This window comes from Paenibacillus sp. FSL L8-0435 (assembly GCF_037965655.1).
Taxonomy (GTDB): domain Bacteria; phylum Bacillota; class Bacilli; order Paenibacillales; family Paenibacillaceae; genus Paenibacillus.
This window is the reverse complement of sequence record NZ_CP150185.1, coordinates 570013-586492: the sequence shown is the minus strand read 5'-3', so window position 1 is coordinate 586492 and position 16480 is coordinate 570013. Positions and strand designations below refer to the sequence as shown.

General features: G+C 45.9%; 12 protein-coding genes and 2 pseudogenes. 7 read left to right on the top strand and 7 right to left on the bottom strand.

Translation table 11 applies throughout. The features are described 5' to 3' along the window. Nucleotides 1–73: 73 nt before the first annotated feature. Nucleotides 74–1254: pseudogene (locus NST33_RS02775) on the bottom strand (IS3 family transposase). A 223-nt stretch (nucleotides 1255–1477) separates the two neighbouring features. After that, nucleotides 1478–1645 (bottom strand): annotated as a pseudogene (locus NST33_RS02770) (thiamine-binding protein); the annotation flags it as partial. 244 nt (nucleotides 1646–1889) lie between these two features. Between NST33_RS02770 and NST33_RS02765 the strand changes: the two are divergent. Beyond that, entirely contained in the window at nucleotides 1890–2417 is a 528-nt protein-coding gene (locus NST33_RS02765; protein ID WP_221823682.1) for a stalk domain-containing protein, read from the top strand. Between the two features lie 135 nt (nucleotides 2418–2552). Here the strand turns inward: NST33_RS02765 and NST33_RS02760 are convergent, their stop codons facing one another. Further along, a complete protein-coding gene (locus NST33_RS02760) occupies nucleotides 2553–2879 on the bottom strand; it encodes an MTH1187 family thiamine-binding protein (RefSeq protein WP_221823684.1) in 327 nt (108 codons plus the stop codon). Nucleotides 2880–3653: 774 nt separating this feature from the next. On the opposite strand from NST33_RS02760, the gene NST33_RS02755 reads away from it, so the two are divergent. Continuing rightward, nucleotides 3654–5972 (top strand): ribonucleoside-diphosphate reductase subunit alpha, encoded by a 2319-nt coding sequence (locus NST33_RS02755; protein ID WP_221823685.1) that lies wholly within the window; start codon nucleotides 3654–3656, stop codon nucleotides 5970–5972. Nucleotides 5973–6338: 366 nt separating this feature from the next. Beyond that, nucleotides 6339–7370, top strand: a complete 1032-nt coding sequence (locus tag NST33_RS02750) for a ribonucleotide-diphosphate reductase subunit beta (protein ID WP_145325587.1) — start codon at nucleotides 6339–6341, stop codon at nucleotides 7368–7370. A gap of 112 nt (nucleotides 7371–7482) precedes the next feature. Here NST33_RS02750 and NST33_RS02745 read toward each other — a convergent pair whose 3' ends face one another. Further along, nucleotides 7483–7812 carry a DUF6516 family protein gene (locus tag NST33_RS02745; RefSeq protein WP_339306653.1) on the bottom strand — a complete coding sequence of 110 codons (330 nt, stop codon included), beginning with the start codon at nucleotides 7810–7812 and terminating at the stop codon, nucleotides 7483–7485. Between the two features lie 50 nt (nucleotides 7813–7862). Next, nucleotides 7863–8570: a helix-turn-helix domain-containing protein gene (locus NST33_RS02740; protein WP_221823690.1), complete on the bottom strand. Its 708-nt coding sequence runs from the start codon at nucleotides 8568–8570 to the stop codon at nucleotides 7863–7865. A 192-nt stretch (nucleotides 8571–8762) separates the two neighbouring features. Between NST33_RS02740 and NST33_RS02735 the strand changes: the two genes are divergently transcribed. Together NST33_RS02735 and NST33_RS02730 are read left to right on the top strand one after the other, a co-directional pair. Beyond that, nucleotides 8763–9737, top strand: a complete 975-nt coding sequence (locus NST33_RS02735; protein WP_221823692.1) for an SMI1/KNR4 family protein — start codon at nucleotides 8763–8765, stop codon at nucleotides 9735–9737. Nucleotides 9738–9758: 21 nt separating this feature from the next. Beyond that, nucleotides 9759–10796 carry an aminoglycoside phosphotransferase family protein gene (locus NST33_RS02730; protein WP_339306650.1) on the top strand — a complete coding sequence of 346 codons (1038 nt, stop codon included), beginning with the start codon at nucleotides 9759–9761 and terminating at the stop codon, nucleotides 10794–10796. 172 nt (nucleotides 10797–10968) lie between these two features. Here the strand turns inward: NST33_RS02730 and NST33_RS02725 are convergent, their stop codons facing one another. Further along, a complete protein-coding gene (locus tag NST33_RS02725; RefSeq protein WP_339306648.1) occupies nucleotides 10969–12780 on the bottom strand; it encodes a S9 family peptidase in 1812 nt (603 codons plus the stop codon). A gap of 140 nt (nucleotides 12781–12920) precedes the next feature. Further along, the gene (gene fosB / locus NST33_RS02720) at nucleotides 12921–13340 is read right to left on the bottom strand and encodes a metallothiol transferase FosB (protein ID WP_221823698.1); all 420 of its coding nucleotides are present in this window, start codon (nucleotides 13338–13340) and stop codon (nucleotides 12921–12923) included. A 157-nt stretch (nucleotides 13341–13497) separates the two neighbouring features. Here fosB and NST33_RS02715 point away from each other — a divergent pair, with 157 nt between their 5' ends. Further along, entirely contained in the window at nucleotides 13498–14397 is a 900-nt protein-coding gene (locus tag NST33_RS02715; protein WP_221823700.1) for a glucose 1-dehydrogenase, read from the top strand. Nucleotides 14398–14521: 124 nt separating this feature from the next. Then, on the top strand, nucleotides 14522–16132 hold the full coding sequence (locus tag NST33_RS02710) for a gamma-glutamyltransferase family protein (RefSeq protein ID WP_221823755.1): 1611 nt from the start codon (nucleotides 14522–14524) through the stop codon (nucleotides 16130–16132). The last annotated feature ends 348 nt before the right edge of the window (nucleotides 16133–16480 follow it).

Below are 16480 nucleotides of genomic sequence, written 5' to 3'. Positions count from 1 at the left end.
TAAAATGTTAAATGAGTACACAAAAAGACCAGCTTAATGGTCATACCCCTGTCAAGTAGACAGATGAAAAAAGCTATGCTGCCAGCGCGCATCGATATTCAATCGGTGCGCGCTGTTTGAGTTTGGCTTGAAATCGTCGGTAGTTGTAATGGTACATGTAATCTTCCACGGCTTGTCGAATCTCTGCTTCTGAATTACACTGGTTAAGGTACAGCTTCTCTGTCTTGAGATGCGAAAAGAAGGATTCGATGCATGCGTTATCCAGGCAGGTTGCTTTGCGAGAGTGGCTGCCCTTCACGCCGAATGCTTCTAATCGTGTGTTGTACGCCTGAGACGTGTATTGGAAGCCTTGATCCGAATGGAGCACGGCTTCCGAAACGTCTCTTTTTTGTGTCCATTGTTCCACCGTATCCAATACGAGCTGAACATCGTTCCGTTTAGATAATTGCCAAGCTACAATTTCGTTGTTGAACAAGTCTTGAATGACAGACAGATAAACGAATGTGTTTCCATCCGAAATATAAGTAATATCCGTCACCATTTTTTGCTGGGGGGCTGTGGCATGAAATTTACGCTTAAGGCGATTCGGATAAATCACAGATGGCGTATAGCTGGACTTCTTCCGCTTCTTACGAATGACCGATTGGATCGATAGTTCCCGCATGATTCGCCATACTTTCTTGTGATTAACGTTCAGACCAGCCTCCCAGAGCGCCGTTGTCATGCGAGGATAACCAAACTCTCGGTTTGCAAAATGAATAGCCATCATGTGTTCTTTGATCTCACGATCACGGTCTTGTCTTGCGTCTCGCTGCGGCTGTGTTGCTCGCCATTTGTAATAACTGGAACGGGGTATTCCTGTAATCGATAATAGGCGTGTAATGCTATGCGAGCAGCGCAATTCGTCTATGATATCGTAGTTCTCCCGTTGGCTCAGCGCTTCTCCTTTACTAGATTTGGATACCGCTTTTTTAAATAATCCACCTGTGCTTGAAGGTAGTCACGTTCTTCTTCTACACTGCTAAAGGCAGTACGGGGACGTCCTTTCATTGGATTCGGAACATTGTTTTTTCGCTCATCGAACGCTTCCCCGTTTTTCCACTTTTTCACCCACACCTTCAGTTGTGAACAGTTTCGAATTCCTTCGCGTTCAGCTACCACTTTATAACTTGAAGACCCTTCGACATAGGATCTAACCGCATTCAATTTAAATTCTTCGGTATACGTCTGAAATGTTTGTCCTTTTTTTGCCATAAAAATATCCCCTCCAAGTGTCACTTGAACCCTCATGATAACATGAAGGCTTTTTCAAGTGTCTACTTAAAGGGGATAATACCATTAAGCTGGTCTTTTTATTTCTTTCGGTTTATAGATGTCAGAAATTCACGTTAACTACACAGACAGACACAATCTAACCTTTAATTAATGACTTATAACATACCGAATAACCGAATATACGGATGTTTACACTAAACCATTAATTCGGATGTGCCTGAGGTGATGTCAGTTTATCCTGAACCGATTGTAACTTCTGTATACTTGAGGCATCCGGTTTATCACGACGGTCGTCAATTTTGACGGATGTGGAAACACGCTGAGCTCCTGACAAAAACGGCGCTTCATGCAGAGCCGCAATTGCTGTAAAAGATCTCGTTATGTGTGTCTTCACTATTATTGCCTAGCCCCTATTCATATTCAAAATTGGTGATTTTAGACTGAATTAATTCATCCTTATTATAATTCCATACTAATTGTTCAAATTATCAGTGGTTCAGCAAAATTATGAGTCGTAAGAAGCAAAAAAATAATAGTTTCCGCCCGTGTCAACGCTTCCTAATTAGGGTATTATTCTCAGGTATAATACATTTACATAGGAGTTGATGATCAAGATGAAAATGAAAAAGGTTTTTGTTGCTTTATCTATAGGGATGTTGGTTGGTTCTTCTTCAATGGCTGTGGCTGCTACCTCACAAAAAGTTCAAGCAACTTTGGCAAACTTTAAAGTTATTGTTAACGGTCAGTCCAAAACTGTTACGTCAGATCAATTGCTTTATAAGGGCAATACGTATTTACAACTTCGTGAAGTTGCCAAGATCCTTGGCTATGAAGTTAATTACACCAGTGCGTCCCGTTCCATTGAGTTTTCTGCGAAGAGTCAATCACAAGCCGATTGGATTAGCCTGATTGATCTATCCGCATCTAATGGATATAAAGTTGCTCTAAAAGGAGATTCGGCGGATGTTTACAACGTCTCAAAAAATCTAAAAACCATCCTTAGTGTCAACGCCAATGGTCTTAAGGAAAACGAGGAAAAAGTTGTCGCGGATCCCTCAGGTAAAACAATCCGTTACAAAAAATTACAGGGTTCCCTAGTTCTGAATCGTGGAGATCTAAAAAAAGCTGGTTTGATCCAATAGTCTAATAAAACAAAACAATCCTCGGTGAGAGAATTTCAACGAGGATTGTTTTATTTTTCTTTGTCGTAAAAATATCGATAGTTCCATTTCTGATATATGAAGAATTTGCTTCTCTTCTAGAACAATGATTAGTTATTAATTGGGGCTTGCCTGATGTGATGTCAGTTTATCCTGAACCGATTGTAACTTCTGTATACTTGAGGCGTCCGGTTTATCACGACGGTCGTCAATTTTGACGGATGTGGAAACACGCTGAGCTCCTGACAAAAACGGCGCTTCATGTAGAGCCGCAATTGCTGTAAAGATCTCGTTAAGCGGTCCCTCAATAATGGTGCTCATGGAAGTTAACTGATATGTAATGCCCCGTTGATGTTCCAATACCTTTTGCATATCCGCCACATAACTGCTTAGACTGGTTGTACCCGTTCCAATTGGAATTACAGTCACTTCTGCTATTGCCATTTTGCTCCGCCTCCTAAGGGCCCCGTGAACAACCGCTGCCGCTAATTTTAGTCGATTTTTGACTATTTTTATTCTACCAGTTGAATGCGTTACAATTCAAACTGACGTGAAGACGTCATTCAAATTGTTCAAAATTTTTTTTTGATAAATCTTCAAATCTTCCAGTCCTTTTCCTTTGCGGATTCCTGGCTTAAATGGTATACTCGGAATTACGTTTTACTGGTTCTGCCCACTTTACAAACACAATATGTTGGGTTACAGTATGTTGACAGCTACAAAATGTAGTAACACTAGATTTCTCCGCTTCTATTAGTCACCTTCTGCATTCTCGCGAAAAACAGGATGAAATCACCTCCAAAGGCACGTCCCTGTAGGTGTAAATCGCTTTCTCGAAACAGAGTTGACATGGAGGTTAACGGGGCTGTTTGGACTGCATCCGGTATCCTCAAACTACAGACACATCTGCAATAGACAAAAGCTTACATAAGCACCCTTTTCTGTCGATATTCTGAACCTCTAAGACAGTAAGGAAGCCAGAGCATCCATGGGCATTTTCAGCCGCGAGGCGGGGAGAATGCTTTTTATATGAGTATGTTCTGCATTGTGCTGTTTTGTGCTCCTCAAGTTGAGCGATTTAAGACATGAACTTGTCACCGCCGTTTCAGTCTGCCAAAAGCAACCTTTACCTTACTCTCACCGTAAGACAACACTCAATTCTTTATATAAAGAATTTCTCCAATTTATCTCTTAAACATGCGAAAGCGAGGAATATTCATGCCACAAGTTGTGACCAAGCCGAACAACCGCCAGCTTGCCTTTGATGATATGCGCATCTCGGTATATGCCGACCGTACTCTGGAAGGACTGGAAATGCTGGACAAGGAACGTCTGGTACGTGGGGTAAACAGCAAGCTCCGCCGTGATGAAGTTACCGGAGACGAAATCAGCAACGCTTTTATCATGAGCGCACTGGAACTGGTAACCAAAGAGGAGCCTAATTGGAAATTTGCAGCGGCGCGCTCCCTGCTCACTTCCCTTTACAAAAAAGCGGCTACCAACCGCAGATACAAGTCTTACCCGGACGAGCCTTATGGCGCATTCCATCCTCTTCTTGTAGATCTCGTGAAAAAAGGTATCTACCGCGAAGAATTGCTGGAATGTTACACCAAAGAACAGATCGATGAACTTGCTGAGTGCATTGACTACCGCAACGATCTGCTTTTCGATTACATCGGCTTGCTCACACTGGCAGAACGTTACCTCGCACACGATTTTGATGGAAAAGTAATGGAATTGCCGCAAGAGCGTTATATGGTTATCGCCATGTTCCTAATGCACCAAGAGCCTGCCGAGAAACGTATGGATCTCGTCAAGGAAGCATACTGGGCAATGAGCAACATGTACATGACCGCAGCTACTCCTACGATGTCCAATGCAGGTAAAAAAGTAGCCGGTCAACTTTCCAGCTGCTTCATTGATACGGTGGACGACTCACTCGAAGGTATCTTTGATTCCAACACGGATGTAGCTCGTCTGAGCAAAATGGGTGGCGGCATCGGCGTTTACCTCGGCAAAGTCAGAGCTCGTGGTTCGGATATCCGTGGTCACCAAAATACAAGTTCCGGTGTAATCCCTTGGATTCGCCAACTGAACAATACAGCGGTCAGCGTAGACCAGCTCGGTACGCGTAAAGGTGCCATTGCTGTATATCTGGACGTCTTCCACAAAGACATTCTGGCCTTCCTCGATCTGAAGCTGAACAACGGTGACGAGCGTATGCGTGCGCATGACGTATTCCACGGCATCTGTCTGCCTGACTTGTTCATGGAACGGGTATCCAGCCGCGGCGAATGGAGCTTGTTCTGTCCACACGAAACAAAGAAAGTGATGGGCTGGAAGGACGAGAATGGTCGTGCACTCGGACTGGAAGATTTCTATGATGAGTCCTTTGGTGCAGGTGCGTTCCGTGATAAATACGAAGAAGCAGTGAATCACCCACTGCTGTCCCGGATTACAGTACAGGCGATTGACATCATGAAGCGAGTACTGAAATCCCAACTGGAGACAGGTACGCCATACATGTTCTACCGGGATACGGTTAACCGCTCGAATCCTAACCGTGCACACGGTATGGTATACTCCTCCAACCTGTGTACCGAAATTATGCAGAACCAGTCTGCTACTGTAATTGAAAAGGAAGAACTCGTAACCAAGGATGGACAAACTCGCATCGTGATTTCCAAAGTGCCTGGCGACTTTGTTGTCTGCAACCTGAACTCCATCCATCTGGCACGTGCTATACCTCATAATGTATTGGAGCGTCTCGTTCCGATTCAGGTGCGCATGCTAGACAATGTTATCGACATTAACAACATTGAAGTGTTGCAAGCCCAATATACCAACAGCCAATATCGTGCAGTCGGTCTGGGAACATTCGGACTACATCACCTGCTTGCTCTCGAAGGCATTCATTGGGAGTCTGAAGAAGCTGTAACGTATAACGATAATCTGTATGAAAAAATTAACTACCTGCTCGTGAAATCCAGTATGGAGCTGTCCAAGGAAAAAGGACATTATCCGAAATTCAAAGGTTCCGATTGGGAAAGTGGTCATTACTTCGACCAACGCGAGTACACATCAGGTGAGCGCGTAGGCGAATTCGTGACAACCGAACAGTGGAAAGAACTGCAAGCCGAAGTACGACAAAACGGTGTACGTAATGCCTGGTTGTTCGCCATTGCACCTAACGGTTCCACGTCCATTATTGCTGGTTCAACGGCTAGTATTGATCCGCTCTATGAGCTGTTATCTTATGAAGAGAAAACAACTTACAAAATTGCCAATCCAGCTCCGGATCTGTCCGAAAAAACAAGTCCTTATTACCAAACGGCGTTCCAGGTGGATCAACATGCTTCCATTAATATGGCGGCTGCCCGTCAGCGCCACGTCGATCAGGGACAAAGTTTCAACTTCTACGTTCGACCAGATATTAAAGCAACAGAATTCCTGGAATTGCATCTGCACGCCTGGAGAGCCGGCATGAAATCAACTTATTATGTTCGTAGCCGGGCATTAACAATTGAAGAATCTTGATTTTTGCGCAATTTACGCTTTATCCATGATAGAGAAGATATACTAGATTCGAGGTGACTACCAGGGCATCCTGTTTTGATTGCAAAATGGCGTTGCCCTGGTTCTTTTTTGCCTAAAACACGATCACAGCATCGCAAGATGTTGATATAGATGCCACATTATACAACCCTAATATATAAAAGAATTAATGATTACACGATAACGAAGAGGACAGAAAGAAGCTGAAGAAGCGGAGCGCTCGCCTTTATCACCGGATTTTTCCCTTTGAAAGAGGGAACCAAAAAAATCAGGGGATAACAGCGATCGGAAGGTTGTTCTGTCATCGTAGTTATACAGTGTAAATTCATTCAAGGAGTGAACGGAACAATGCAAGTACAGAAAATTTTCAACACCGAAGCCCCTAACCAATCAACACGTATTATTGAAGGTGAATGCTCCGGTATCCTGAACTGGAACGACATTCGCATGCCTCATATGTACAAATTATACAAAGTATTGCTGCTCAATCACTGGATCGCAGACGAGATTCCAATGTCCAAAGATGCTTCCCAGTTTGCTCAACTGGACGAGGAAGAGCAACGTACGTTTAAAATCAACATCTCTCTGCTCGCGGTACTTGATTCCATGCAGACGATGTTTGTTGGTGACGTAAAACGTTACTTTACCGATTCTTCACTCGAAGCGATCTCGGCCATTATCGGACAACAGGAAGTCGTTCATAACCAATCGTATTCCTACGTCCTGTCTTCGATCGTATCTGATCGGGAGCAAAAGGAAATTTTTGAATACTGGAAAAATGATCCAGTTCTGCTTGACCGTAACCGTTTCATCGCAGACATCTACCAAACATTCCGGGATGAGCCGTCTCCACAGACGTTCTTCCAGGCTATGGTAGCCGATCTGGTACTCGAAGGTATCTTCTTCTATAGTACGTTTGCCTTCTTCTACAATCTGGCCCGTGACCAGAAAATGATGGCAACCAGCCAGATGATCTCGTATATCCAGCGGGATGAAAACCAACACTGTTACTTCTTCGCTGAAGTGTACAAACAGTTGCTGGTAGACTTCCCTGAACTGAACACACCTGAGAACATGGACTATGTATACAAAACAATCCATCGTGCTGTTGAACTTGAAACCAACTGGGCACATTACACACTCAGCAACGTGCGCGGTATTGACCTGAACGAGTTGGAAGATTACATCAAGTACATCGCCAACAAACGTCTGCGTCTGATGGGGATGGAAAAAGCATATGAAGGTGTGGATGTAAACTGCATGCCTTGGATCAAACCATTCTCCGATGAAGCATTGAATGCAACCAAAACCGACTTCTTCGAAGCTAAATCCCGTAACTACGGTAAAGTTGGCGACGATAACGGATTTGACGATTTGTAATAAAGAATAGACTATAAATAAAAACAACACTCCCTGAACTGTGGCTATCATGCCTAAGTTCAGGGAGTGTTGTTTAATTCGTATGTACAAACATTATATCAGCGTTGAACTATTATAATTTAATAGAGATATTTCTTAATCTAGTAAATTCAAGAATCGTATATAATTCTTGAAATTTTTCATTATTCAATCTTCTTTCATTTGCCGTATGAATATGAAACGGGTCATACATCGTGATATTAGCGGGTGTTTCATCAGGATGATAGTGAGCATGGAATTTCATAACCAACTCCTTTTGATCATCATACCAATCATACCAATATAACTCGATGAATCCCCCGTTTCGATCTATCTCCTCTACACAGTACATCCTTCGATAAATCATTAAAGACAATTGTTTTACGAATAGTTCTAGTGCTGCTTGGAAGACCCTGGTCACCATCTCGAATCTCCATAATAATATCTGAAAAATCATTCTCAATAAAACGAAAATTACTTTTCGGTATCTTTAAAGCCAAGATGCTGCCTCCCCAAATGGTGTTTCCAAACTTGTGCATCGGTTTCTTCTTCAGGTGTTAAATTCAATTTAGTTCCGAGTGTCCGTTCGAATTCCCCTTTGTATTTATCTTCGTATAAGGCAATTTGCCCCGTGTGGTAATCCAGGTCACTGACTTCTATTGTGGATTGGCGTCCTGCCTCTTCCTTTTTCCACATAGTCACAATCTCTTTAATCGTCGTTCTTTTACCTGATCCATACACATATGTAGTATCGTCTGGGATGAGATTATGTTTGTTGGACCCGGCTCTTTGAATCCCCATAAAACGGCCTTGATCAATCCAGTTAAAAATCGTCGTAATACTCACTCCAAAAAATACAGATAATTCTTTAGGAGTATAAGAACGTACAGCTTCAATAGAAGGAACACCACTGTCTGTAATTCCTGTCGGTACATTCACTGCTTGACTTAACGCATGTTTGAGAAGAGTAACATACTTTTCTCTAAAGATATCAGCATCTTCAAAGATAGATTCATCCAGGCTACGAACAAATTCAGTATTATTCTTGACTGCAAGTGCCAGCACTTTGAACAGTAAAATGCTATTATCCGTATTGCTCAAGCTCTGAACTAACTCAGAAGCAATCTCATCTGTGTTCTGACTAAATATATTCTTTTCAACTCTTGTAATTCCCATATCCATCTCACCTCACACTCCTAGTATAGGATAGTAAAGTTTAACTTTCAACATATCACTTAAACAAAGTTAAACACAACTTAAAGTATACTTAAACAGTATGCTACGAAGATCTTGATTTATACATTCTCCAACCAACACGCACTTATTATATAATGAAAGAGATTCATACCCCTCCTACGGAAGTGAGGCCTATTCATGGAAAAAGAACTGCTGGAACAAATTAATTTGTGGCATGAGCAGGACCAATTCAGTCTCATTATTGAACATATTGAACGTATCCCCGTCTCAGAGCGGGATTATGATCTGATTGGTCAACTCGCCAGAGCCTATAATAATGATGCACGTTGTCACAAAGCCATTCAACAACTGTTGTCTGTCGAGGAGCAAGGAGTAAACGACCCGCTCTGGCAATACCGCTTGGGTTATGCATACTGTCATATAGCGAGTTATGAACAGGCACTACTGGCTTTTGAGAGAGCTAACGAACTTCAGCCACATGATGAATCAACCCTTGAATTTCTAAGTCAGATTCGACCTTTCGCTGAGAAGATGCGGCGGGATCGACAACGCCATGAAGAACAAGTAACAGAATGGGAGCAGCGTGGCACGTTGAACCATCTTCGTGCTGCTTCAGGAACCTACGACCCAGGGACATTCTGGAAACAGAGTGATTATGCACGGGACAACCATGTGTCGGCTCCCTTTGACGAAGCCACGATTGTTTCGATTGAACACGAATTGGGTTACAAGCTCCCTGCCTCCTATATTCAACTGATGAATACGCAAAACGGCGGTATCCCTGCGCTCACTGTATTTCCCACCCAAGAAGCGACTTCCTGGGCTGAGGATCACATTGCCATTTCAAGCATTATGGGAATCGGACACGATAAAACATACGCACTCGCTGGTGAGCTGGGAAGTCGGTTCATGATCGAGGATTGGGGATACCCCGACCTGGGGATTGTGATCTGTGATTGTCCATCCGCTGGTCATGATGTCGTTATGCTGGATTATCGCTTCTGCGGCCCTGAAGGTGAACCTTGTGTCGTTCATGTAGATCAGGAAAATGATTATGAGATTACATATCTTGCGCCGAATTTTGAAGCTTTCATCCGTGGATTGGTCGATGAGGATACGTATGACCTGTCTGACGAAGAGAATGAGGACTAATATCCAGGAGGGTCCGGCCATATGACAACCCGTATATATTTTGGTTCCAATCAACTTGGCGAAGTGGCCGCAATTCCATTGCAGGATGCGCTGAATGAGCTTGATCTGGGAACCCTTGAAGATTATCGACGAACAGATAAAGGTGTTATGGGTCAGACACTGCTCATTCGCTCTTCCCGTGGAGAGTATATTCTGAAAGGCAATCCTTTATATGCAGGACAGTTGCAGGAAGAAAAGTTCTTTGTAGAACAACTGGCAAAACATACGTCCATTCCTGTCCCTGATCCATATTTATTACATGAAGATACCCATCTGCTAGGCTGGAGTTATGCCATAATGCCGCGCCTGCCCGGGAATCACCTGTATGATCCAGCATTCCAGGCTTCACTGTCACAGCAAGATCAGGAAGAGATCGCCTGTATGTTTGCCCATACTTTGGCTGAACTGCACCGCTGGAAGGTGCCCGATGCCGGGGAATATGATCCTGTAGCGCAGCAGATTGTTTCCTTTGCAGGCGATTATCTGGACTGGTTGTACGGGACCATTCGTCACTGGTTACATGATGCTGAACAGTACTCGGTGATTACGGATGAAGATGTTCAGTGGGTGGACGAGCAATTCAAAAATGCTGAACCGGCATTTCGGTCCAAAGCTGTTCCATGTTTTGTCATGGGAGACTTCAAGGTCGAGAATATTTTGATTCAAAATCCGAATGACCGTTCTTCAGGGTGGCAGATTAGTGGTTTGTTCGATTTTACAACCGCCTACTTCGGAGATGGCACAGCCGACCTAACCAAAATATCCACCAGGTATGTTCGTGAGGGTCAACCAGAACTGGCCGCACAGTTCCTTCGCTGCTACCGGGATCTGGTCTGTGCAGCAGATGAAGAGAAATGCCAACACTTCCGCACACGTCTCAGCATGCATCTGCTCTATCAACGTATCTTATGGTGGGGGGAAGCCAAAGCGACTGGACAAGTGCCGTGGGCATCCGACCTGCCTTTTGCACAGTGGGCGGAGCAGTCCATCGATTCGATTCTTGCATTACTGGATGAGTAGATTTGTACAGGGTGCTCAATGGATAGCGGCCTTCCAAACTTACGTATGTATCGTTCCATATATGTCGCCCAACATCCGGGCGCACGCATAAAACCGCCAAAGATCAAGGATGATCTCTGACGGTTTTCGTCATACCACGATATATTCAATTAACGATGGAACCCCGCTCAACTTAAGCCTGTGCGACAGGTGACTCCTGATGTTTCTGCAAAAACTCCAGCATCCGGCGATACACGAGAATCTCGTTGGTCTTTCTGGAGAAGCCGTGGCCCTCATCATCCAGAACGATGTATTCCACATCCAGTCCCTTCGACTGAAGCGCAGCCACGATCTGATCGGATTCGGCCTTCACGACTCTTGGATCATTAGCCCCTTGAATAACCAGCATCGGGTTCACCATCTGATCCAGATACGTAATCGGTGAATCTCTCGTTAGGCGTTCGCGGTCACGGATCGGATCACCAAGCCAGTTATCCATCATCGGCTTCCAGTCTTCCGGTACGGATTCCAGGAATGTGAACAGATTGCTCGGCCCAAAAATATCAACCGCAGCCCGGAACAGCTCCGGATGACGCCCTGCTAGTAGCAGGGCCATGTATCCACCGTAACTACCACCCACCACAAACAACCGTTCAGGCGAGGTAATTCCCTGATTAAACAGCCAGTTGATCCCGGCAACACAGTCCAGCCTCGGGCCTTCGCCCCAATCCCGCTCAACCAATTTGACGAATTCTGCACCATATCCGGTACTGCCACGGAAGTTCGGTGCAAAAATATGATAGCCCTGAGCGAGCATCATCTGGAACATCGGCCGGAAAAACTTCGCTTCCGATGCCTGCGGCCCACCATGCGGCCAAAATACGGTGTAGCCATTGGCCTGCTCTGGTTTTGCTTTGAACAAGAGAGCTTCGATCTCCAGTCCGTCGTAGGAGTTATACCGAATAACGTCAGGGTACACGAGATCACTTGGGTCCAGTCCGGTTACCCGATTGGCAGTCAGCGGCTCCCAGGACTCATCACCTGCGATTTTGCGATAAATGTTATGCGGTTGGATCGCTCCACGTCCGAGGATATACACATTACCAGCCTTCGTAACGTTCACCTGCTCTATCGTATCCAGCGGCATCTCTATGCGCCGAGGCTCATCGGCATTTTTGCCCAATACGTACATACGATTCTCCGGCCCTGTAAGTGTCCAGAAATATAAGGTCTCGGAAGCCTGATGCCAGCGAATAAACTCCACATCTTCCCCTTCGATTCGGCACAATAAACGGAATTCGCGGGTATCAATACGGTACTCAGCCACATAAGCGTATGCGGAGTCATCATTGGTAATGAACAGAAGACGATTATCATCTGCAAAAATCAGATCGGATACCTGACTATGACGTTCTGAAGCTGGCAGAATCTCCATTTCTTCATTGTTACGATGCAAATGCGCCGTCTGATACGTATTGGAGTACATTTTTAAAATGACATAACTCTTCTCGTCAGGACTTACAGCCACCAGGCTGCTCGTAACCTCTTCTCCACTGTATAACAGTTCATCTTCTCCTGTCTCCAGATCGATGCGGCGTGAATTCAGATAATTCGGATTACCCGCGTTGGTGACATAATAGAGACGTTGTCCATCCTCGGACAAATCAGCGAAATAACAGCGATCATTAGGTTCTGCCGGAACCACAGGCAGTGGGACACCACCCTCGGGCGGAAGTGCATACAGATGATAGTTCTCATCTCCATCCCGATCAAACGCGGTAAGCAGATGACGTCCTTGCGGGTCTGCTTTGATAAATTGACTGCTCTGATTCAAGTACGTTAAAGGATACGGGTATCCTCCAGGCAAATCCATCGCCCAAATATTCGGCTGACCGTTCAGGTTGCTGTCCATGAACAAACGTTTCTCGTCTGCCGATACGGCAAAGTGCGAAATACGGTACGTCTGAAAATATTGCTCGACATCCGGTTTAGGGAACTGAATCATGACAAACCTCCTTGGAATTGAACCAACGAATTTAACATTGGTAAATTAAGGTACCTTTTGTCCATATTATAGGTAATGCCAATGTTTAAACAATAGATATGTGAGTTATAATTCCAGATTTTATCAATTTGTACATGAACTCACGGATAAAAGGTCATATGAGCCTTGTCTTCGCGATAATAATCCAGCCTTTGCTTCATCGTACCTGTATGCAGTTCGAACAGATGACCATCCGGATCGGTGAAATATACAGATAATGCATCCCGCGGATCTCTTGGCCTTCCGGGAAGAATGTCAGCACCCGCTGCTCGCAGCTGCTGCACAGACGCGTCGAACTCCTCTTCTGTAACGGTAAATGCAATATGGGTATAGGTTCGTTCCGTATAGTTGCGAATAACATCCTCCTGATTCAGGGCAATCCACACACCGGCAAGCTCAAAATAAGCCAGTTTGCGTCCTTTCACCTGAATTCGGGCACCGAGAGCCTGCTCATAAAAGGTAATGGCCCGCTCCAGATTGGATACGGAAAAGCACAAATGATTAATTCCTTGAATATTCATGTGGCTCCTGACACCTCCATCGATTTAAGGATCTATCCTTATTATGGTATATTCTGTGCAATAAAAACAACCGTTCTGCTGCTTCCTCCCGCACCTTCTTCTGGGCGAATGCATAGGTTATCCGTATCAATGAACGTTCGAGGAGGATGTAAAGCGAATGAATCCTGTCTATCCTTTTTATGGTGAGAAAACGGTATGCAAGGAGCAAAAACTGGCATTTCCACCCCAGCATCAGGACCAGCAACCCGGTCTGGAAACCCTGATGGTGCCTGAACCAATTAGTGAAGATCCTGCCTATATCGGCAGCTGTAAACTCCAAGGTAAAGTTGCCATTATTACGGGTGGTGACAGTGGAATCGGCCGGGCGGCCGCCATCGCTTTTGCCAAGGAAGGTGCGGATATCGTCATTGCTTATCTATATGAACGGACAGATGCCGAAAGGACTCGTGAACGGATCGAAGAAATCGGACAGCGCTGTCTCTTAATCGAGATTGATCTCCGCTTAAAGAAAAACTGTGAAGCCGTCATTCGCACAACCATGGAAACCTACGGGAAGATCGATATTCTGGTCAACAATCATGGCGTACAGTATGTGCAGCCAAGCATCGTTGATATTACAGAAGAACAGCTGTATCACACCTTTCAGACCAATGTGTTCGCTTATTTCTTTCTGATTCAGGCCGCTCTCCCCCATCTGTGCAGAGGTGCCTCCATCATCAATACGGCTTCCATTACGGCATATAAAGGCAATACCCAACTGATCGACTACTCTTCTACCAAAGGAGCCGTCGTATCGCTGACTCGTGTACTCGCCCAATCGCTCGCTGCACAGGGAATCCGTGTGAATTCCGTCGCCCCGGGACCCATCTGGACACCACTCATCCCTGCCAGTTTCTCCGCTGAGGATGTACAGGTATTTGGAACAGATACGCCTATGGGTCGGGCTGGTCAGCCTTACGAACTGGCGGCAGCCTACGTTTATCTCGCTTCCCGCGATTCATCCTACGTCACAGGTGAATGCATTCATGTGAATGGCGGCGATATGGTAACGACATAGGCTGATGTCAGGTTGGATTTGGCAGTTGTGGCAGGATATCGGTTATCCCGTTGCGAAGAGGGTTAGGAGTATGATCCGGTTATGCCGGAGCCTGACATCTTGCGACAAGGAGCTGAACAACCTGATGAACTTCGATCCACTCTACCAACCGTACCCCTCTTACCGCGTGCCTGTGTATGCGAAACAAGGCATGGTCGCCACGTCTCAGCCACTGGCTGCACAAGCTGGTCTGGATGTATTGAAAAAAGGCGGCAATGCCATTGATGCCGCCATTGCAACTGCTGCAGCACTCACGGTGTTGGAGCCCACGTCTAATGGCATTGGAGGCGATGCTTTTGCCCTCGTCTGGACCGAGGGCAAACTGCATGGCCTGAATGCCAGCGGCCCTGCGCCTCAGGGCATATCCATTGAGGCGCTTCAAGCGGCAGGCTATACGGAGATGCCGAAGCTTGGGGTTGTTCCGGTGACGGTGCCTGGCGCACCGGCGGGTTGGGCTGAGTTGAGCCGCCGTTTTGGGCGGCTCACGCTGGCGGAAGCGCTGGAACCGGCCATCCGCTATGCGGAGGAAGGTTATCCGCTTGCGCCTGGGCTGGCCCGCCATTGGGCAAGGGCAGCCGAGATCTATGCACGCCAGGGTGATGCGGAGGCAGGCCGTGCGTGGTTTGAGACATTTGCTCCAGGCGGGCGTGTTCCCGCAGCTGGAGAGATGTGGCGCTCGCCGGATCATGCGGCGACTTTGCGCCAGATTGGCGAGAGCGAAGCGCGAGACTTTTACGAAGGAGAACTGGCAGAGCGCATTCATTCCTTTATGGCAGAGCACGGTGGTTATCTGACTCGCGAAGATCTGAAGGCTTTTCAGCCGGAGTGGGTTGATCCCATCTCCGTCTCCTATCGTGGTTACGATGTATGGGAGATTCCGCCGAATGGACAAGGACTGATTGCTCTCGCGGCGCTTAATCTGCTGAAGGGATATGATTTTGACGAGAAAGAATCCGTTCTGGCGTATCATCAGCAACTTGAAGCCATGAAGCTGGCGTTTGCCGATGGGGAGAAATATATTACCGAAGAACGCAAAATGGGTGTGACCGTGGAGGAACTGCTGTCCGAGGCATACACAGAAGAACGGCGCAAACTCATTGGTGATACCGCACGCGCACCTGAGGCAGGTGATCCACGCGCAAGTGGAACCGTCTATCTGGCTACGGCCGATGGTGAAGGCAATATGGTTTCCTTTATCCAGAGTAACTATATGGGCTTCGGGTCTGGACTCGTTGTTCCGGGGACAGGCATTGCATTGCAGAATCGTGGACACAACTTCTCACTGGACCCGAATCATGCAAATGCACTGGAGCCGGGCAAACGAACGTATCACACGATTATTCCGGGGTTCCTCACCCGTGGCAGCGAAGCGGTTGGGCCATTCGGTGTCATGGGTGGTTTCATGCAGCCGCAAGGTCATGTGCAGGTGGTCATGAATACGATCGATTATCATCTGAACCCACAGGCCGCCTTGGATTCTCCGCGCTGGCAGTGGACGAAGGGCAAAACAATTCTCGTGGAACCGGGTTTCCCACAGCACATTGCACAGGCACTCGCCCGCAAGGGACATGATATTCAAGTGGCACTCGATCCATCCCAGTTTGGACGTGGTCAGATCATCTGGCGCAACCCGGACAATGGCGTATTATGCGGGGGGACGGAAACCCGAGCGGACGGCTCGATTGCGGCTTGGTAAAACTCACGTAATTTTATAATAGGATGATCACCTTATCATCCGTATAGGGTGCTATTCTATGGCACAAGAGAGATGATTCACGTCATCTCTCTTGTGCCTTTTTTTCGACTTCTAACATCAGTAAACAACATACTGTAGATATTTATGTACCCTTTTTACCAGAGAAATGTAAAAATAATGTGTAATTCATGAAAAATATTTATTTTTTCGTAAATTTTCACTACATATCATAAATCACAGTGCCTTTCTGACCGATATAGATAAAGGGAAATCCTCACCATACGTGTCATCATGTACACGTTATTCCCTGAAACTAAGAAACCATGCAAAACAGAAAAATGCGACTAC